A 19,852-nucleotide genomic window follows, 5' to 3' on the forward strand; every position below is an offset into this window, starting at 1 on the left:
ATCGTGTGTGCCGCCGATACGTTCGAGATCCGACAGATTGTGTTCCAGGCAACGACGGATGCTCGTGCCTCCGGTCTTCTGGATATGAACGAAGGCGAGTCTGGCCTGTAGAGAAACAAATATAAGAGGCTGGGGCGTGTCGTCACGAGATAGACGATCGCACTCGCGGCCAAGCGGCGGCAAGACAAGGCATTGTGAGCATGGCGTAGCCCAGCCACGGGAGCGCGTGATAACGCCGTATGGCCGTCGCTTGGGCGCTAATCCTTCGGGAGCCTATCTCGTGATGACAGGCCCTTGAGCGGAAGATGCGAGAAGAATCTGAAATGATCGCAAGTATTCGATATAAATTGTCCGCGGTATATGCGTTTCGCGATTCTGGCCGATAAACAGGTTTTGTATCGGTGGCGGCAGTCACTCGCTGACTTTACAGATTGTCGCAAGTCGCCATTAACAACGTGGCTTGGTCTATGCGTTGGGGCAAACGCGTCATTCTCGTCTCGGTGACCCGATCACGGCGCGTCGTGATTGTCGATCAGGTCGATCGTCATTCGGACATAGTCCACGACTGACAGCATGCCCACCAAGATGTCGCCGTCGACGACGGGCAGGCTGACCTGGCGATGATCGAGTAACAAACGACCGGCGTCGGCCAACGACGTGTCGGCGGGCAGTGTCGTGAATGTCGTCTCGAGAACGTCGGAGAGCGGTATCGCGGCCATTCGCTCGTCCAGCTGGTTATAGCCGTGGGCGTCGGTGAGCCGCAGCGCCTCGCGTAGCATGGTTTTCTGGTTCACGAGCCCCATCAGACGCCGATCCGAATCGAGAATCGGCACGTTGCGAATCTGGTATTCGCCCATCAGCTGGCGGACGTCATAAAGCGTGTGATGACAGCCAAGGCTGATGACCTCTCGGGTCATGATGTCGGACACGTGGTCGTAGTTCAGGGTATTCATTGGTGCCGTCTCCTGGGCCGACGAGCAACAGCGACGCGGCTGGCAATCGATCGTGGATCGCCCGTGGGCGGATTCTTGCGGTTCCGGAAGGTCGGCAGGGGTCGCCGGACATATCCGTTATGGGTTTATCGGCCGGTTGAGCGCCAGCGTGAGTCTTTCTGCGGTCCCAGATCGGATCAAGGCGAGGCATGTTCTGCTGTGTAGTGCGAAAAGGGCCGAGCCATCAGCGGCTTGTCGATGGCGCAAAGAGGCCGCGCCATGGCGAAAAAGACGTCGACCGGGATGGTCAACGACGGTGAGACGCCTTTTGGGGGCGGCGCGGGCTGTACGCCTTGGTGGCCCGCTCCATGCGGTGCGGAGCGCGACTCGCCCGGTTTTATGGAGTGTCGTTAGGGCCTGTTGGGGCGAATGCCAATCGCTGCCTGTTGGAATGTCGGAAATGCTCGCCGGTAAGCGGGCCTTTTTCGCGCCAGCCAGCGTGGCATGAAAATGACCCGCGGCGTGTCGATTACGCGCCGTTCAACGTGCTTTAGTCCGGCGTGCTGCACGTGAAACTATTGGCATCGTTGACGTCGCCGGTGCCGTTGTAGGCCGCGTACTGCGGATAAGGACACAGGGGGCGTGTGCGGTCGGCCCAGTCATCCGGGATTTCCGTGTTGTCGGGATCGACAGCGGCCACGATGCGGGCTGGCGGTTCGTCGTCTTCCACCCAGGCCTGCAGGGCGGTCAGCGCATCGAATTGATCGGTCGCCGGACCACCAGCGCAGTGGTTCATGCCGGGAATCCGGAACAGGCGCGCATAGTCGCCGACGCTCTGGAAGCCCCCACCGGCTTCGAGCAGTCTGTCGTAGTAGCCGATGATGCCGTCGGCGGAGAAAACGGGATCCGCCATGCCCTGGTAGATCAGGAGCTTGCCGCCGGCGCGATCGAATGCCTCGAGATCGATGCTGTCGGCATCGATAATCCGGGACGAGGGGGCCGTCTGCGCGGCCGCGGTATCGAAGTCGAAGTTCAGGGCGTAGGCAAGCGGGTTGTCCTCGGCGTTGGTCGGAGGCGTGGTGAACACGGCAGCCAGCGACGATGCCCCCATGGCCGCGTTGATGCCGTTGAAGCCGGGGCTGCCGACGGTCCAGAGCCGCCAGCCGGAGCCACGGATGCCCGGATCCCATGGGAAGGTCGTATACAGATCGTTCGGCGGCCCGTCATGGAAGGCTTGCAGCGCCTGTTTCTGGCCATCGCTCAATGCATCGACCGTGGCGATGTCGAAACCGGTACAGGCCGCCGGGCGATTGACCATGCCATCGCGCAGCCCATCGGCGGCATCGCAGTAATCCAGGATGGCGTCGGATACGGCTGCGAGATCGTCGTCGTCCGGCGGGAAGGCGGTCCACAGTTGTGGTGTGCCGGTATCCGGGTCCGTTTCGGCGATACGAGCGAACTGTTGTGTGTTCCAGGCCTCGTCCACGGCAACCTGGGTCAGGTTCCAGCCCGGATCGCCGGCAATGATGCCATCGAAATAGTCGGGGAATCGCTGCGAGGCCTGCATGGCCTGGCGGCCGCCGTTGGAGCAGCCGACGAAATATGAATAGGTCGGTGCCTGGTCATAGTATTGGCTGATCAGTGTCCGTGCGGTCGGGGCGACCTGGGCGATGGCGTTGTAGCCGTAATCGATACGGGCCTGGTCGTCGAAACCGAAGCCGACATCGTTCTGCGGGTGGCCGCCGTTCGTGGCCACGATGGCAAAGCCGCGCGACAGCGCGCTTCGGTCGCCGGCCGCGCGTGCGCCCTGGACCTGATCCAGGACCTGATTGCCATCGGTGCCACCACCACCCTGGAAATAGAAACGATGGTTCCAGTTGTCCGGCATGCGCAACAGGAAACCGGTGTAGTACGGCGCGGCGGTACCGTCGGGGCCATTGCCGGTGCGTTCGTTGATACGGCCCGAGACTTCGCAATAGGCTGGCAGGCCGTCCGCGGCTGCGACTCGGTGTGTCTCGATCCGGGCGTTCAGGTCGGTCGCGGCCTGGGCGATACCGGCACAGTCACGGGTCGTCTCCTGTGTGGTCACATCAGTGTGGTCATCGTCGCAGCCGGTCTGGAGCAGCAACGCGCCGATCGCGAGTGCCCACAAGCACGATTTATTCATGCGCCCCTCTCATTTTGTTATTGATGATAATCAAAATACGAACGGTGAACTCGTGCCTGCAATAGGCCAAAAGTCGACGCATCGAGCCACCGGCTGTCGTATTGGCAATAACAGACGTGGTGGGCGACGGGGCGATATACGCGTGTTGCGGTGTGCGCTGTTCGACCATGCCGGTGCGTCGTCGGTCGCGCGCGCCGGATTCAAAAAGCGCTAAGCGCTTCGTGACACGGGCGTTGATTTGTACGTGTGCATCGATACCTTGTGCTCAATGGTTTTAAACGCCGCGGGCTGCGTGAATCCGACCGCGCCCGATGGCAAGGAACGAGTCCATGAGTGCATTGTTCGAGAACTACGACGTCGGTGGCCTGCATCTGCGTAACCGGGTCGTGATGGCCCCGATGACCCGCTCGCGCGCGCCGAACGATATCCCCAATGAAATGGGCGCGCTGTATTACCGGCAACGCGCCAGCGCCGGGCTGATCATCTCGGAGGGCACGCCGATTTCGCGCGAAGGGCAAGGCTATCTGTTCAACCCGGGTATCTTCGGTCCCGATCAGATCCGGGGTTGGCAGAAGGCCACGCAGGCCGTGCACGCGCGTGGCGGCACCTTTTTTGCCCAGATCTGGCACGTCGGGCGGGTATCGCACACATCGATTCAGATCGCTGGCAAGGCTCCGGTCGGACCGAGCGAAGCCCAGGGCGGCAAGGCATTCGGATATGACGCACAGGGTCGGCCTAACATGCTGTCGGCCAGCAAGCCGCGGGCGCTTGCGACAGCCGAGGTCAAGCGCATCGTCGACGATTTTCGGCAGGGCGCGATCAACGCCCGAAACGCCGGCTTCGACGGGGTTGAGATCCATGCCGCGAACGGCTATCTGTTCGAGCAGTTTTTGAATCCCGGCGTCAATGATCGTCACGATGTCTACGGCGGGAGTCGTGAGAACCGCTGTCGTCTGGTCATGGAAGTGATCGATGAATGCGTGGCGGCGCTCGGCGCCCATCGCGTCGGGATCCGGCTGTCGCCGCACGGCACGCTGTTCGACATGCCGGAATACGACGACAACGGCGAGACCTATCTCTACCTGGCCCGCGAAATCGAAAAACGCGGCCTGGCCTATATCCACCTGCATGATCAGGGGGGACAGGGCATGGCGCCATTGCCCATGGACTATCTGCGGACGTTCCGCCAGACCTATGGCGGCAACCTCCTACTGGCCGGCAATCTGGAAAAGGAAAGCGCCGAACGGATGATCACCGACGGCCTGATCGATCTGCCCGTGTTCGGCCGCATGTATACGTCCAACCCGGATCTTGTCGAGCGGATGTACAACGGCTGGCCGCTGGCCGAGTACGATCCGGACACGTTCTACGGCGGCGATGCCCGTGGCTATGTCGATTTCCCGACCTACCCGGAAGATCAGGCGCGCAAGGCGCGGGAGGCGATGATCGCAGACAACCAGGCGTGATCGCCGGCACGCCCGATCCCCGATCGCTGCAACCGGCGCGTTCGGGGGTGGGGCGGGCTCGTCGGAACGGTAGACAGCCGGCCGTTTGAAAAAGCCGCCCGGGTCTTGCCGTGCCGGCACGGCTGCCGGGGCAAGACGCATGGCACTCGATGTACGACGCCGAGTGGCTATTTGGCCATGCGAAGCGCCCGCCGAACGCCGCCGCCGGCGCGTTTGGCGGCGTAGCAGGCGCGGTCGGCGCGCCGCAGCAGATCATCCAGTTCGGCTTGATTGGCCCGGGCGACCGCATAGCCGATGCTCAGGCCGATCTTCTGCGTACAGACACCGTCGAGCATGTAAGGCTGCGACAATAGCTCATAAAGATGCTTGGCCATGGCGGCCGGGGCCTGTGCGTTCCGGACGTTGCCCTGAACCACGACGAATTCGTCACCACCGATACGAGCGGTGATGGTCGTGTCGTCGGGCAAGGCCTCTCGCAACCGATCGGACAGCGCCTGCAACAGTTGATCCCCCGCTTCGTGGCCGTACTGGTCGTTCACGGCCTTGAAGCCGTCGAGATCGAAGGCATGGAGGGCCACGCTGTGCGACTCGGTTCGCTTCATTTCGCCGAAGGCGGTTGTCAGGCCGAGGCGGTTGCAAAGCTGGGTCAGCGGGTCGTGATGCGCCAGGCTGGCCATGACGAGTCGCAGCTCGATATGACGTCGGGCGTTGCCATAGGCATGGCCGATCGTTTCCATCGAGCCGGTGAGAAAGATCAGGAAGACCACACCGACGAGCAGGCGTCCGTTACTGCCTGCGTATACGCAGACAACGATGACCGGCAGGCTGGCGATCGAGACGGCGGCAGCGGCCATGAACGGTCGCACCGATACCCGCGATACGATACCGGCGCAGTAGCCGAACAACAGTGCCGTGGCGATCAGGTGCAGCGACACGTCCGGTTCGGTGAACCAGGATGACACCAACGCCCCGGTGGCCCCGGCCAGGCTCAACGTGGTGGCGGCATGGCCCAGCTCGAACCGGCGCGACTCATGCAGCGTGGCTTCGCGCCGCGCCAGAAAGGCCCGATGTCGCGCACTGAAGACGATCTTGGCGATATTGGCGATCACACTGATGATGACCAGCACGGCGATCGTGTTGTCGCCGCTGCGCACGAACGCATACGTGCCGATCCCGATCAGCAGGAGCGCCATGACGACGGTTGGCACGTGGCTATAGGCAAGATCGGCGACGAGCGCCCGGTAGACATCCACCGGCTCGCGGGAGCGCCGCCAATCGAAACCCATATTTACGCCTTCGCAAGCATTGCGCTGTTATTCAACCGATATCAGTGTGCCGTAAAGACATCGATCGTGGGAGGGCCGCAACCGGAGTGTCGGTGCCGGCCGCGGTCACGATGATGTCAGGCAATGGCCCGCCGTGCTTGGTACGAGCCGTGAGCCGGGGGCGATGCCGCCACGCCGGGGAAACGCGCTGCTCGAATCATCCAGTGGTGGGGCGGCAACGGTGCGTCCGATGTGCGGGAATCGTCAGCAGGGCGAGGCAAAGCACGGTATAGCCGGCGTACAGTGGCGCGCCGCCGACGGCCCGAATGGGCGCGCCGAACGGAAACGTGAAATAGACGATGATCAGGTGAAACGCAAAGACCTGGATCGAGGCATGTCCGAGGCCGCTCAACCATATAGCCGGACAGGAATACGAAACCCCAGGCCGCCGAGACGAATCCGAACGGTTCCATCGTGAAGCGCGAAAGCGGCCCTAGATGATCGATGGTCATGATGACGAGCATCAGCCCGCGCAGCGTGTCCACGCGCTGATCGTGTATCGCGCGACCCCGCGCATCGGACCGGGCTCTGGTCGGCGGTGCCGATCGGCCCCGCGTGTTACCGCCACGAGACGGCCATGACGCCAACCATTCGCGTGCGTTACGCAGCGTGTGCTGAATCGGCATCGTCTCCCCCGGATGATACGAAAACAGCGCTTTCTGCACACACTTGGCCAACGCGATACAGGCATTAAATTCAGTGTCTTGTAATCGGCATGAGGGCGCTGGCCGTGGCGCGCGTGCTTTCGAACACGCGCGTTATCAACCCGAAAAATCATCTATTTTTAGGCCGGGTTAATAAATCGACAGACAGCGCCGGCGATGGTGTTCGCGGGCGGCTGACCGTATCGTGAGGCCCGCAGCAGAACGGGTCGGCTCCGATAGGGCGATCGCATCGTCCCCGTGCCGGGCCGATGAGGCGGTCCGCTGCAGGCCGGGTCGATTCGTGCTGAACCATGCCGGGCGCTTTGCCCGCGGGCTGGCGCTGTCCGTCATGGCGTGTTGGTCAGGCGTTGTGTGACACATGAAAAGGAGAAAGCCCATGTCCGTCAGACGCTGGCTCGCTCATCTCGGCCGTTCACGCGGCGCGGGATCTCGCCGGCCGGTCGAGGCGTCGGTCGATCGTCGCGGGGATGGACGGCCCGACGAGTGGCTGGCAAGGACCGAATCGGGGGCAGTCGCGCAGGCGGTACTGCCGGCGCGCATCAGCCGGATGGTGGCCCGATTGCACACCCGGGGCTATGCCGCGCTCTATCTCCACGCCGGCATGTCGCCGGCCGGGACATGTTGGCGTTACGAGATCGGCGTACTGGGCGCGAATGGTGCCTGGCCGGGTGGGGCAGCGATCGTCACGGACAGTGTCGGGCCGGTCGGCAGCGTGGCCTGGTCACGCGTGGCGGCTGAGCCGACGACGCTGGCCGCGGACTTCGAACGGACGTATGGCTCCGCGCTGCGCCCGGCGCGCGCGGACGTGACGGCTTACGCTGACTGGTACGCTCGACATCTGGCCGAGCTCGATGCCCACGAATTCCCGATCTTCTTCGCCGACGGGCCAGCGCCCCACGCCCACTGGCTCGCCGAGGCGCCCGGCTATCGCGGCTGACGACACAGCGATCGTTCAGACCGGCCCCGGCCGGCGGCAGGCGACGCGCTGCATACCGGTGTGGTGTGGCAACCCGGGCGTTCGGTGCGCCGTCGATGGACCGGCGTAGCCGGTCTGTTCGCGTGATACGGGCCTATCCGGGCGGCGGGAAGGGATCGTCTTCGTCGGTGCGTTCGTCTTCGATCTGGCCGCGTCCGATTCTTGATGGCGAGCTGGCTTGGCTGGTTGTTGCGTGTCACGGTGGCGCCGTGGTCGATCGCTGGCGGTTTGGTGTCGAAATTCTTGATCGCGTGCGTGTTGACGGTGCGGGTGACCTGCGACTGTGAGGCGGCGGTGTCCCAGACAATCCTGTATCGAGTTCGCATATCCGTCTCCTCGTTCGCGAATGGGCACGGTATCGCGATTGGTCATGACACATCAGCCGTCATGGCTGTTTCCTGTCGATCCGCCCTCTCGCGCCCGCGCTTCGGTTGTGGCCTTGAGCGCCGGCGGTGCACGGTCTGATTCAACGGGCCGCTCGGTCGATGTTGTATCGACGGCTCGATCGGACGCATCCAGGGTTTCGAGCGTCGCGCTGGCGGCTTGGCCCTGTAGGGCCGCGGTCAGACGCTCGGCAAAACGTGCGTGATCGATGCGGCCGGTTCGGGTGCGCAGCGGGCCGAAATGCAACAGAAGCCGATGATGCTCGGGATCGACACAGGCTTTATTGAACGCACGTCGCCTGCGGCGTGGCAGGGGGGCCTCGGGATCCAGCTGTAGATACACGCTCAGCAGTTGGCCGCGTCGATCGAAACCGATATGGTCCAGCGCATCGATCGGCACCGGGTCGCGCAGACGTGGGCTGACCAGTTCGGTTTCGGTCACTTCGACGGCCAACGGCGCCGCGTTGCCAAGGCGCCAGGCCGCCAGTCCGAGGCCGAATACGCCGGTGCCGAGCATCGAGAGAATCGGTACCGGCTCATCGATGACGGTCAGGATCGGGATCAGGATGCCGGCAAGCAATGACATGGTGGCAAAGCCTGCGATCACGATGATCAGCCCGCGCATGTCCTCGTAATAGACATTGTCGATGGGCAACCGCGCGCGATCTCGGATCAGCGTATGCAGCCAACGGGCATAGTCGTCGGTCAACAGGTTGTGCATGTCGCTGTCGAGCTGTTCGACGATCGGCGCGGTGCGGCCGATATAACGCGCCAGCGCACTCTCGTCGGGGGCGATCGTTCGGGTGGCGCGTTGGGCCCGCATCCGGTCCGCATCGAGGCCGAGTGCAGCCAGTCGCGCGTCCATGTCCGGGTGTCGGTCATGGGGTGTCGTCGATGCCGCGTCGTGGGCCGGGGCCGGCATCGCGTGGGTCGCGAGCCAGGCATCGGCCAGTGCAAACGGCTTCTGCGGGCGCTCGTTCTCGAACATGCGTTCCTGAAACGCCTCGATCGCGCGCTGTGCGACGGCCTGGCAGGCGGTCGAACGGATCAGCGCGGCGGCGGCGCTCGTCGCGGACGTCGCTTCAGCAGCCAGCCGATCCGCCCGATATTCCTCGGCGCGTCGTCGTTCGGCCACCGCCCGGTCGAGTGCGGCCATCACGCTGTGGGCGAGCAGCACGACCGGCCACGTCAGCATGCCGTCCAGCCGAGCTTGCCCGCCGGCTTTGACGAGCATGGTGTAGCCTTCGGTGATGCGTGCCTGTTCCTGGGCCAGCGTGATCGCCGGTTCGAGCTCGTCGTGGGCGATGTGTGACAGCTCGTGGGCGAGCAGGGCATTGCACTCGTTTGTGTCGAGATGTGCCAGCGCCAGCAACGACAGATACAACGTCTGGCCGCGGACTGTGCCGATGTCCGGTTCCAGGCGCAGCGGTACCGCCGTGGCGAATGAGCCGTGGGTGAAACCGATCACGATCTGGTCCGGTACGCGGGCCGCCTGTCGGTCGGCCATGGCCCTGACGTTCTGCCAGAGCACCGGGGCGTCGGATTCGGGCAACAGACGCCCGGCGATGCGCAGCGCCGGCGCCTCGGCCAGAGCACGGCGCCAGGCACGCGCGCCGGTGATGAATCCAAACAGGTCGATGGCCACGAACAGCACGATCACGCCAAAGGCCATGACGCCGGCGTGATGCAACAGGGGCAGATCGCCGTCGGTCGGATCGTTCAGGCCGATGGCGATGTCGATCCAGATCGCGGTCGCGGTGAGCGTGACCGCCAGCGCACAGGCCGTGGCGGCAAGCGCGGCGCTGAGCCGCGTCCGCGCCCAGCGCGCTGTGGCGATGAGATCCGACGTCGAATGCCGGGCGCGGCGTGCCCGGCGATGGCCCAAGCCCAGCACACCGAGGCCGAGCACCAGCCACAGGCCGGCGGATACCGCCACGACGGCTGCGGCGATATGCTGCACGTGGCGCAGGCCGCCCGCAAAGCGGCTATCGAATGGCGCGGCGGCCGATTCGCCGAAGAACCACGCGAACCCGGCCAGGACAAGAAAAAGCATTGGGGCCGCGACGCCCGCGGCGATGCCCCGCGCGGTCGTGGATAAGGACAGACGCACAGCAATGACCGAATCGACAACGAACCGACAAGATACCCGATCGCCGGCATCGTCCTCGGCGCCGGCCGCCGAGTCGGGGGCGACGATGCCGCGCGATGACACGGCGCCGGCCGACAATACCGCCGAGATTCAGGCGCGGTTGCGCCGCCTGGAGCGCCGCGGCGGTCTGTTGTTCATCGCCACGCCGCTCGCGCTGCTGTTGCTCGGCGGCCGCGATCTGGCGGGCCTGACGATCTTCATCTGGCCGGCCTATGCCGTCATTTATCTGGGATTGTTTCGGCGCGTCACCCGACGTTTCGACGACGCAGACTGGATTGTTCTGTCGCGCAGCTCGCGTCGCTACACGCTGCGCCGACTCTGTGAGGTCATGCTGTTGCTCTACGCACTCGGTTTCGCCATGTATGGCTGTGAGCGCGCCCGCGATGTGCTCGGCGACGACACGCCGGCCGCGACGGCATCGCTCGAGGCGCCGGCCGGTGCGCCGTACGGCTGATCGAGCGACGATCGCCAGGAACGCTGGCCGGGGCAGGAGCCGGCAAGCGATTCGGCACGAAAATCGCTTGATGTGGGGTCCGCGCGCCGATTCGTGCGTGTGGCAGGGGCGCCGCGGCTGGATCGGCCGCCGATAAGGGGAGACGATGAAACAAGCGATCGGGAGCCGACTGTTGTCGGTGGCCGTACTGGCCATGGCCATATTTGTTTCGATGCCGGCCGCGTCGGCATCGGCGGCCTATTCGGGCCAGGGCGTGCCGACGGGCAAGCTGCCGGACTGGGTCGTGCCTCAGCGCTACGATGTGGCGCTGCGCGCCGACCCGGCTGAACAGGCCTTCACGGGCGAGGTCACCATCGATGTCGTGCTGAAAGAGGCCCATGACTTTGTCTGGCTGAATGGCCAGAACCTCGACGTCACCCGGGTTCAGGCAACAGACGACGCCGGCCATACCCGCACCGGGCGATATCATGAAGTCGATACGGAGGCCGGCGTGGCACGCATCGACTTCGATCGGCCGTTGCCGGCGGGCACGGTGCGTCTGCATTTTATCTATTCCGCGCCGCTCAATACCGATCTCCAGGGTTTCTATCGTGTGGACCATCAAGGGGCGGCCTATGCCATGACCCAGTTCGAGGCGGTGAGTGCCCGGCGGACGTTTCCGAGCTTCGACCAGCCCGATATCAAGACGCCGTTTGTCCTGCATTTGACGGTGCCGGGCACCGATCGTGCCCTGGCGAACACGCCGGTGGCCAGGCAGACAGCGCAGCCCAATGGTTGGCAGCGTTTCGATTTCAAGCCGACTCGGCCGCTGCCGACCTATCTGGTCGCGTTTGCGGTCGGGCCGTGGGATGTCGTCACCGGCCCAACGGTGGCCGCGAATCGCTGGCGGGACAGGGCGACCCCGCTGCGCGGTATCGCCGCACGCCATCGTGGCGCCGAGCTGAAGCCAGCGTTGGCGCAGACGCCGGCCATGGTGACCGCGCTTGAACAGTATTTCGACTATGGCTATCCGTTTGAAAAGCTCGATGTGCTGGCAGCCCCGGATTTTGCTGCGGGCGCGATGGAAAATGCCGGGCTGATCACCTTTCGTGATTGGTATATGTTGCGCACCCCCGATTCGCCGGCGGCCAGTCGTCGTGACTCGTTCGAGGTCGAGGCGCACGAACTGGCCCATCAATGGGTTGGCAATACGGTGACCATGGCCTGGTGGAACGATCTGTGGCTCAACGAGGCCTTTGCCACCTGGATGCAGCAGAAGATCACCGACCAGCTCAAGCCGGCCTATCACGCCGGTCTGGATCGCATCACCGGTGCCGAGCGGGCGATGAACGACGATAGCCTGACCACGGCCAGGCGTATCCGTCAGCCGATCGAGACCATCGGCGATATCGGCAATGCCTTCGACAGCATCACCTACGCCAAGGGTGCCGCCGTACTCGGCATGTTCGAGACTTTTCTCGGCCCGGATGTGTTCCGGCAGGGCATGCAGCGTTACATCCACCAGTATGCGTTTCGCAATGCCACGGCCGAGGATCTGGTCGCCACGCTGGCCGAGACGGCCGAGGCGGATGATGCCTTTGGACCGGCATTCATGAGTTTTCTGAATCAATCCGGCGTGCCTTACGTCCGCACGACACTGCGACACGTGGATGGCCATGCCGTACTCGACGTGCGACAGCAGCGCTATCTGCCATTGGGCTCGGATGGCGCAACCGATCGGCGATGGGGGCTGCCGTTGTGCGTGCGCTATCCCAGCGGTGCCGGGACGTCTCGAACCCACTGCCAGCTCGTGACCGCGTCAACCGCGCGTATGGCGTTGCCCGGTGCGGTCGATACGCCGGCCTGGATCATGCCCAATGCGAATGCCGCGGGTTATTATCGATTCGCGCTCGATCGGCACAGTCTCGACGGTCTGCTGGCTCATCGAAATGACCTGAACGACGGCGAAAAGATAGCACTGGCCGATGCCGCGCTGGCCTCGTTTCGACAGGCCACGCTCGGCCCGGACGCGCTGTTGGCCACGATGCAGGCACTGGCCGGGGCCAAGACCACGGCGGTCGCCACTGCACCGATTCATGGCCTGGCCTGGCTCTGGCACTACGCGGCCGACAGCGACCCCGCTCGGGCACACGTGCAACAGGCTGCGGCAGCCGCCTATCTGCCGCGGCTGAAAGCACTCGGCTATGCACGCCGGCGGAACGAGTCGGCCGATGCGCCCGCGCTGCGCCGGACATTGGCCGAGTTTCTCGGCGTCACGCTGAATGTGCCGGCTGTGGCCGACGCGCTTGCCGAGCGTGGTCGGGCAGTGCTCGCGCCGGCTCTTGATGAGGATGCCGATACCGACGCCACGCTGGCCTATGACGCCGTCAATCCGGATCTATTGGCCGCGGCCTTGAGCGTGGCTGCGCGACGCAATGGTCGTCCGGCGGTCGAGGCGCTGGAGAATGCCCTGCGGCACAACGGCGATGCCGATCAGCGCAATGCCATGATCACCGCGCTTGCGCGCATCGAGGATCCGGAACTGCGCGAGACCGTCCGGAATTTCGCCCTGACGCCGCACATCAAGACCGGCGAGATGGTGGCGTTATTGTCCGGAGGCGACCGCCACGGTGCCACGGCACGCAGTGCCGACGAGGCGGCCTCGATGTGGCATTGGTTCACGACCCATTTCGATGCGATCAAGGCCCGCACCGGGCCGTTTTCCGGCGGCGATCTGCCGGGGCTGGCGGCCGGCGGTGCCTGCACGGTCGAGGCGGCGGACCGGCTCGAAGCCTTCTTCACGCCGCGCCTGGATCAGCTTCGCGGGGCGCGTCGCAATCTGGCCCAGACCGCCGAGTCCATTCGGCTTTGTGCCGCACTGGCCGCGCGCCAACGGATGTCGGTCGACTAGCGGCAAGGCTTGAAGGCGTCCGGTCATCGCCGGGATCCGGGCGATGCCGTCTCCGCGGTGCCCGATGGGCGGCCATGACGCTGTGGCCGTCTAAGGAACCTCTGATCTATTCATCCACGGTCGCGTTTGAGTCCCCAAAGGCCACGATACAAGGCGCATGGCGCCGCGTCATAGCCACTCTATGATCCAGCCATGCAACGCCGTAGCGCGGCCTTTTGGGCCAAACCGCTTGGCGGCCGGGCTTTTGCGCGCGCCTGAGCGGCGTTGCCGCTCGCTCATTTGCATTCAGCAAACGGCGCTCGCGGCGTCTTGTCAGACGCGCGCAAAAGACACCGGCGCGACCGTGGATGAATAGATCAGAGGTTCCCTAATGCGCCAGCGGCGGTCGATAATGGATCGTGACCGTCTGGATGCCCCATTTCAGCGCTCGGGCGCGCTTGGCGAACAGAATGTCGATCTTCTCGCGCCAGCGTCGATGCATCTTGTCGCGCACGGTATAAACCCCGTCGAGCCCTTCGATGCGAACCTCTGTGCCGTCGATCAGGCCGGCGCGAAACAGATCGCGTGAGACCGCGATGATCTTCTGGTCGGGCGACAGTTTGTGCCCGAAGGCGCCGATCTGGTCCCCGGCTGCCCGTGTTTCACGTGGATCCAGCGTATAGGAACTGGCACGCACCTCCATGCGTGACCAGGGGTCGACTTCATCGGTCTGGGATGTATCGGTTCGCTGCGTCGTGCGCTCGCTGTCCGACGTGTCGCAGCCGGTGAGGGCTACGCTCGCCAGAAACACGATCGATGCCAGCGAAATCGAACCATTTTGTCGATTGATCAAGGCATTTCGTTGTATCGGCTTGTCTTTTTCGTATACCGGATATCGCGCCCGATTGCCAGTGTGTGGCCCGCCTCGAGCATTGCCGAGCGGGGTTGATGCCAGCGCAAGCCCGGATCCGTTCGGCGCCGTGTCGTGAACGGTCCAGCCCTTGTCGCACAGGGGATCGCAGCGACCCTCGTCGAGGTAATCACATCGGTCATGGAAGACGCGGTGGGGCGTTGATGCCGTATCGGTCGATGTGCGTCATGTCGGTGATCCCGGCGCATGCCGAGTGCCGAAACGAACGCCGGGCAGCATCACGTCGGGGATATTCCGTGCCGTGCCGGGCTCTGAGGGACCCCGGCGGGCAGGCCAAGCTGCGCAGTCCGGCGTCGATCAGTCCGTGGCCGTCGCCGCGCCGGCGGCATGCCAATAACGGGCCATGCGGTCGGTTATCACCCTGGGTTTGTCCGCGAACAGACATTGGCCGAGTGGGACGGCTTGTCGACGCAATGCGGTGCGCCGCTCAGCGATCAGTTGCGTCAGGGCCTGCTGATTGTCGTCGCGCAGTTTGTTGCCCCCGTGCGCCAGCCACGTCTGGAGCACCGCGAGATCGTGTTCATCGCCGAGCAGATCGCCGAGACGGTCGAGTTCCTTGGCCCGGGCCTTGAGCGGACGCGGCCAGGCGCCGGCCAGAAGCTGGCAATGAAAACGATGATATTTCACACGCTTGCGCCAATCATGCCAGCGCTCGGTGTCGGTTGTTTCGAAAGCCTGGCGGCCTTGCCGGCGCGCGCGCTTGTAGGTCTTGGTGAAACCGGGCCCCAGAGCTGCGAAGCCCGTGCGGCTCAGCTGCCAGTCGGCAACGGCCGTGCGCGCAGCGGCCAGTGCGTCGTCCATTCGGCCCAGTCGATCGGCCAGGTCCGCGTCGCTGATCGACTCGGCTTTGGCGACGAGCTGCTGCCTGAGCGGGGCATAGTGGCGACGATCGATCCGGTCGTCACAGGCGGCCATCAAGGTATCGAACGTCTCCTGCAACACCTGGGCATCGCGGACGTCGCTGACGGTCCGGGCGATATCGCGGAACCGGGTGTTCTCGCGGGCATAACCCTTGCCCAGGGCCGGGCGCACCAGCCGTACGAGGCCACGCAGGCGCTTGCAGCGTTTGCGCGCCTGATGCACCGCCTCGACACGATCGGGCCGGCCGATGTCCGCGCGTGCCTTGTCGATCTGCGCACGCCCGATACGACGCACACCGTCTACGACCGTTTCTTGTTGATGCAGGCGATATCCCATGTCGATACCTTACCCCGATCGGCGCACCGGCCGGAATAATCGGCCCGGCGGATGCGGTCGATACCGGTTACGCACATTACCCTATGGTGTCATGATCGCGTCGCGCGGGCCGGCCGGCATCGCGTTGTCGGCCCGGTTATTGCCTGTTCTGCAGGATCAGTGACCGGCCGCCGACGGGTCGTCGACGAGAGAGAGTGCGTGCCGAATTCGATTGCCTGGCTGATCCGGCCCGACGGACACCAGATCCTGTTTGCGCTGCGGTTGGTGGTGGCCGTGTCGACGGCGATCTATATCGCCATGTGGCTCGAACTCGGACGGCCGTTCTGGTCCGGGCTCGAGGTCGCTCTGATGATGCAGCTCCTGCCGGGCAATACGGTCGCGCGGGCCGCAGCGCGGGTAGGGGGCACGCTCGTGGCTGGCATCGCGGCCCTGATCATTCTCGGCCTGTTTCGTCAGACGCCGGCGTTGATGATCGTGGCGCTGGCCTGCTGGGTATCGGCTTGTGCCTTCGGGCTGCAGCTGTTTCGCGAGAATCTGTCACATGCTTTCGGCGTGGTCGGTTTCATCACCGGCGTGATCGTGATGTTCACCGTTTCGGCGATGTCCACGAGCACGCCGTTCGATGTCGCCCAGTCACGCGTGGCCGAATGCTGTGTCGCGGCCGTGGTGGTGGCCGTGGTCAACGTGCTGTTCTCGACCGGCGCCACTGCCCGGCGCTATTACGCCCGAAGGGCCGAGGTCCTGCGTGATGTGGGCCGCGAGATGCAAGCGGTCATCGCGAGCGCGCAGGCCACGACCACCGGCTGCGGCGGGTCCGCCGGCGACCCGCATCCGCGGCTTGCCCGACTCGCGCAGTCGGTGCTCTCGCTCGAAGCACTGCGGCCCTACGTGCGCTGGGAACATCCCGGTTTTGCGGCCTTCGACCGCGTGGCGCAGCGCATGGATCGCGATCTGTTGTCGTTGACGAGTGCGTTCTCGGCGCTGCATGTCCATATCGCGCGACACGGGATGGCACTGGATACCACGCCGCTTGCCGAACTGGCCGATGCCGCCGAGCATCTGGCCACGCTGGCGGTCCCGCCGGCGGTGCTGAAAGATGATTTCGACCGGGCCCATGCGGCGCTGGTGGCGCAGGCGGATGCGGAACGCGACCGGGCATCACCGCACGCCATTGATGATCGCGTGGTCCTCGGGCGTGCGCTCGAGCTGGCCGAGCGCACGCGCAGCGTACTGATACGGCACGAGATTCTGGTCTCGGAAGACGCATCGCGCTCGGCGCAGGCCGCGCCCGACCGGCCCGGTTTCAGCTGGCCGACGAACTGGCCGCGTGTGTTGCGCAACAGCCTGGCTTCGCTGGTCGCGATTCTCATGGCCGGGACGTTCTGGCTGCATTTTCACGACCAGACCATGAGCATCATCATGGTGGCGCTGGGCGGTGCGATTGCCACGCTGTTCTCCGCCGGCCCCTCGCCGATCGGTTCGGCCGCCAACTTCGCCAAGGGGGCGATCGTGGCCACAGCAGCCTCGTTCGTGATCAATTTCTTCTGGGTGCCGATGGCGACCGGCTTTGTGTCGTATCTGGTGCTGACCACGCCGGTCCTGTTCGTGGCCGGGCTGGCGATGACACAGCCGTCGATCGCGCTGCCGGCGCGGATTACGGTCGTGGTTTTCGAGCTGACGCTGCACACGCAGAATACGGCGCGTCTGGATCTGCCGACGTTCGCCCAGTTCGCGCTCGGCGTGTACGGCGCGGTGACGGTTGCAATGCTGGCCTTCGCGCTGGTCGTCGAACGTGATCCGGAGCGTCAGCTGCGGCATCAGATCCGCGATCTCTTCCGTGAGCTGACACGTGGTCTCCACGGATCGCGCGTGCGCTTCGAGTCGCGCGTCTACGACCGGCTGAATCAACTCGCGCTGCTCGATGGCCGTGGGCACCATCCCTATGGCCTGAACCAGGCCGTACTGGCGGCGATCAATCTCGTCCTCGAGGCACGCCGATTGCGCGTCTACGTCCGGCGCGCCTGCCTGTCGGCATCGCTTGCGAACCGGGCCGGACGCGTGCTCGCCGATGTCGAGGCAGCGCTGGCGGATCGGCGTGGTCACGAAGCTATCATCGTGCTGCGCCAGACACTGGACACGCTGGCCCACGATCTCGATGCCGCGTTCATCAAAGCCCGGCCGTCGACGTCCTCGCGTCGATTGATCGGTCGCGCGGCGATCTCGGCGTCTGTGATGTCGAGCGCGCTCTCGGACTACGGTGAGGCCGTGCAGACCGCGGCTCGACGAGCCCCGGGGCTGGTCACGGCCTGATCCCGGTGCCGGGTCGGCGGCGAGCGCGACCTGATTGGTGGCGTCGTTGGTGACGGGGGACCGGCACACGGCCAGCACAAAAAGCCGAGCGTCGTGTCTTGAAAGCGGGCGGCGTTACGGCGGTATCGGACATCGCCGGTGCGATCGGCGGGCAACATATATCTCTGCGCGGGCTGCTCGTCGACCGGCCCGGATGGATCGCGTGTGCATTGGGACGTACCGTGCTGGCAAGCTGGGGCCCGAAATACGCCAATGCGGCGTCTCGACATGCAACCTGAATCCGATACGTCGTCGCCGTCCGATGCCACGGACCCGCGTGATGAACAGATCGACAATCTCCAATGGGCGCTGGCGTTGGTACTTGCGCTTTTCGGGGCTTATATCGTGTTCACCCACATGGTATCGCTGACCGATAACGACGTCCTGGTATTCGGGACTTCCGGTGCCGCTTTTCTCTTGTTCGTCGCCGTGACGGCCGCGATTCGGCAATCTCTGGTCGGGCTGATCACCATCGGGCTGGTGTCGGCTTTGCTGTTCGGACTCTATTCGGGGTTCCGGTGGCTGCAATAGCCGGTCGGGCCATATCGTGGGCATGACCGGATCGGTCGATGGGACGCCCCGGGCTGCAGGGCGGTTGCCCGGGCGGCGATGCGAGGTACACCCGATCCGATTGGGCGGGAGGATAGGCATGCAGATATGGGTCGACGCCGATGCGTGTCCGGTGGTCATTCGACAGATTCTGTTTCGGGCGGCCCGGCGCACGGGGATGGCGCTGACGCTGGTGGCCAACCACGCGCTGGCCGTACCCCGTGATGCGCATATTCAGGCGCTGCAGGTCAGCACGGGGTTCGATGTCGCCGACGATGTGATCGTGGCGCGTCTGACGCCGGGTGATCTGGTCATCACGGCCGATATCCCGCTGGCAGAGGCCGTGATCGCTCACGGCGGGCATGCGCTCAGCCCGCGGGGCACGATGTATACCGCCGACGATATTGCCGCCAAACGCACGATGCGCGATTTCATGGACACCCTGCGTTCGTCCGGCATCCATGGCGATGGGCCTGCTGCATTCGGCGAACGTGAACGCCAGACATTCGCCAATGCTCTCGATCGCTGGCTGACCCGAGCGCGCCGTTGAGCGCAGTGTTCGTCGCATAACGCGATTTTAGGGCCCGATCATCGCCGGCGGCGAAAATAAATCAGCCACGGGCCTGAGGGATCGATCGCGACTGCATCACGCGGGTGCGCGCCGCCAAGCGACTGCCGATAAACGCTTTCTTGCGCCAGGGATGACACCGTGCTTGTTGTCGGAGCCCTGTGTGACGCGCAGCGAATGGCGTGCCGCGTTTTTTTTGTTCGTGTACAGCGGCTGTGACGCGTATGCTTGATCGCGCAGGCAACTGCACACATAAAATCGTAGTACCAAGAGTAAATTATGGCCAAAGGCACAGTGAAGTGGTTTAGTTCGGAGAAAGGCTTCGGCTTTATCGCTCCTGAAGATGGCAGCAAGGATCTGTTCGTCCATCATTCCGAAATCCAGATGCAGGGCTTCGCCACGCTGGACGATGGACAGGCAGTGGAATTTGAAGTCGGCGAGGGCAAGAAAGGCCCGTGTGCGACGAGCGTTAAGCCGCTTTAACGCGGCGCGGGCAACGCGATAACCAAGCGGGCTGGTTCTCCAGCCCGCTTTTTTTGTGCCCAGAGCCTGTCGATGTTGTCGTTCGAGCGTTGTCGTCGAGAGTTCGCCGGGCGGCCATCGTCGATTGTTCATGGGCGGCCCAACCTGTTGTCGCAAGCGCCCCGATCAACAACACGACGCCGATCCAGCGTACCGGGACAGCTGGCGCAGAATGATGGCACGACGCGCGCGACGCCGCCGCTTGCCGCCTATTCGTCAATGGCAGGGAGCGCCGGCGTGGACTCGCACGACACGCCCCAGCATCAGCCGCGCGGCCCAATGCCCGAGGCGGGCTGAGTCGCTCGGGTGACAGCCGCACCTGCATGAGCCGCCGGCTGTGCCGGCCTGGG

Annotated in this window: 16 protein-coding genes; 8 read left to right on the forward strand and 8 right to left on the reverse strand. The window is 64.5% G+C overall.

All coding sequences use genetic code 11. From position 1 onward, the window contains the following. Positions 1-509: 509 nt before the first annotated feature. Together D3260_RS08100 and D3260_RS08105 are read right to left on the reverse strand one after the other, a co-directional pair. Positions 510-953: an HPP family protein gene (locus D3260_RS08100; protein ID WP_233544006.1), complete on the reverse strand. Its 444-nt coding sequence runs from the start codon at positions 951-953 to the stop codon at positions 510-512. Positions 954-1,482: 529 nt separating this feature from the next. After that, a complete protein-coding gene (locus D3260_RS08105; protein WP_120098090.1) occupies positions 1,483-3,099 on the reverse strand; it encodes a tannase/feruloyl esterase family alpha/beta hydrolase in 1,617 nt (538 codons plus the stop codon). Positions 3,100-3,428: 329 nt separating this feature from the next. Here D3260_RS08105 and D3260_RS08110 point away from each other — a divergent pair, with 329 nt between their 5' ends. Further along, complete coding sequence (locus D3260_RS08110) at positions 3,429-4,565, forward strand: alkene reductase (protein ID WP_120098091.1); 1,137 nt, start codon at positions 3,429-3,431, stop codon at positions 4,563-4,565. Positions 4,566-4,732: 167 nt separating this feature from the next. Here the strand turns inward: D3260_RS08110 and D3260_RS08115 are convergent, their stop codons facing one another. After that, positions 4,733-5,851 (reverse strand): GGDEF domain-containing protein, encoded by a 1,119-nt coding sequence (locus tag D3260_RS08115; protein ID WP_120098092.1) that lies wholly within the window; start codon positions 5,849-5,851, stop codon positions 4,733-4,735. A 116-nt stretch (positions 5,852-5,967) separates the two neighbouring features. Next, entirely contained in the window at positions 5,968-6,516 is a 549-nt protein-coding gene (opgC, locus tag D3260_RS18095) for an OpgC domain-containing protein (RefSeq protein WP_120098233.1), read from the reverse strand. 415 nt (positions 6,517-6,931) lie between these two features. Here opgC and D3260_RS08130 point away from each other — a divergent pair, with 415 nt between their 5' ends. Next, entirely contained in the window at positions 6,932-7,492 is a 561-nt protein-coding gene (locus D3260_RS08130) for a hypothetical protein (RefSeq protein WP_120098094.1), read from the forward strand. On the opposite strand, the gene D3260_RS18100 is transcribed toward D3260_RS08130, so the two are convergent. Both D3260_RS18100 and D3260_RS08135 read right to left on the reverse strand, forming a co-directional pair. Beyond that, a complete protein-coding gene (locus tag D3260_RS18100; RefSeq protein ID WP_370456286.1) occupies positions 7,480-7,857 on the reverse strand; it encodes a DUF2188 domain-containing protein in 378 nt (125 codons plus the stop codon). The two genes, D3260_RS08130 and D3260_RS18100, sit on opposite strands and share 13 nt — an antisense overlap. 52 nt (positions 7,858-7,909) lie before the next feature. Beyond that, positions 7,910-9,967 carry a M48 family metalloprotease gene (locus tag D3260_RS08135; protein WP_147418135.1) on the reverse strand — a complete coding sequence of 686 codons (2,058 nt, stop codon included), beginning with the start codon at positions 9,965-9,967 and terminating at the stop codon, positions 7,910-7,912. Positions 9,968-10,028: 61 nt separating this feature from the next. On the opposite strand from D3260_RS08135, the gene D3260_RS08140 reads away from it, so the two are divergent. Then, a complete protein-coding gene (locus D3260_RS08140; protein ID WP_158583460.1) occupies positions 10,029-10,517 on the forward strand; it encodes a hypothetical protein in 489 nt (162 codons plus the stop codon). A 145-nt stretch (positions 10,518-10,662) separates the two neighbouring features. Next, positions 10,663-13,407, forward strand: coding sequence for a M1 family metallopeptidase (locus tag D3260_RS08145; RefSeq protein WP_120098097.1), 2,745 nt, complete (start codon positions 10,663-10,665; stop codon positions 13,405-13,407). Between the two features lie 367 nt (positions 13,408-13,774). On the opposite strand, the gene D3260_RS08150 is transcribed toward D3260_RS08145, so the two are convergent. Then, on the reverse strand, positions 13,775-14,239 hold the full coding sequence (locus D3260_RS08150; RefSeq protein WP_120098098.1) for a 3D domain-containing protein: 465 nt from the start codon (positions 14,237-14,239) through the stop codon (positions 13,775-13,777). Between the two features lie 375 nt (positions 14,240-14,614). After that, the gene (locus tag D3260_RS08155; protein ID WP_120098099.1) at positions 14,615-15,514 is read right to left on the reverse strand and encodes a CHAD domain-containing protein; all 900 of its coding nucleotides are present in this window, start codon (positions 15,512-15,514) and stop codon (positions 14,615-14,617) included. Between the two features lie 198 nt (positions 15,515-15,712). On the opposite strand from D3260_RS08155, the gene D3260_RS08160 reads away from it, so the two are divergent. From D3260_RS08160 to D3260_RS08175, 4 genes are all read left to right on the forward strand, one after another. Beyond that, positions 15,713-17,824 carry an FUSC family protein gene (locus tag D3260_RS08160; protein ID WP_158583461.1) on the forward strand — a complete coding sequence of 704 codons (2,112 nt, stop codon included), beginning with the start codon at positions 15,713-15,715 and terminating at the stop codon, positions 17,822-17,824. Positions 17,825-18,091: 267 nt separating this feature from the next. Next, complete coding sequence (locus D3260_RS08165; RefSeq protein WP_147418136.1) at positions 18,092-18,394, forward strand: hypothetical protein; 303 nt, start codon at positions 18,092-18,094, stop codon at positions 18,392-18,394. A 118-nt stretch (positions 18,395-18,512) separates the two neighbouring features. Then, positions 18,513-18,962 (forward strand): YaiI/YqxD family protein, encoded by a 450-nt coding sequence (locus tag D3260_RS08170; RefSeq protein ID WP_120098102.1) that lies wholly within the window; start codon positions 18,513-18,515, stop codon positions 18,960-18,962. A gap of 297 nt (positions 18,963-19,259) precedes the next feature. Further along, a complete protein-coding gene (locus tag D3260_RS08175; protein ID WP_120098103.1) occupies positions 19,260-19,463 on the forward strand; it encodes a cold-shock protein in 204 nt (67 codons plus the stop codon). The last annotated feature ends 389 nt before the right edge of the window (positions 19,464-19,852 follow it).

This window comes from Salinisphaera sp. Q1T1-3, from assembly GCF_003602005.1.
Lineage (GTDB): Bacteria > Pseudomonadota > Gammaproteobacteria > Nevskiales > Salinisphaeraceae > Salinisphaera.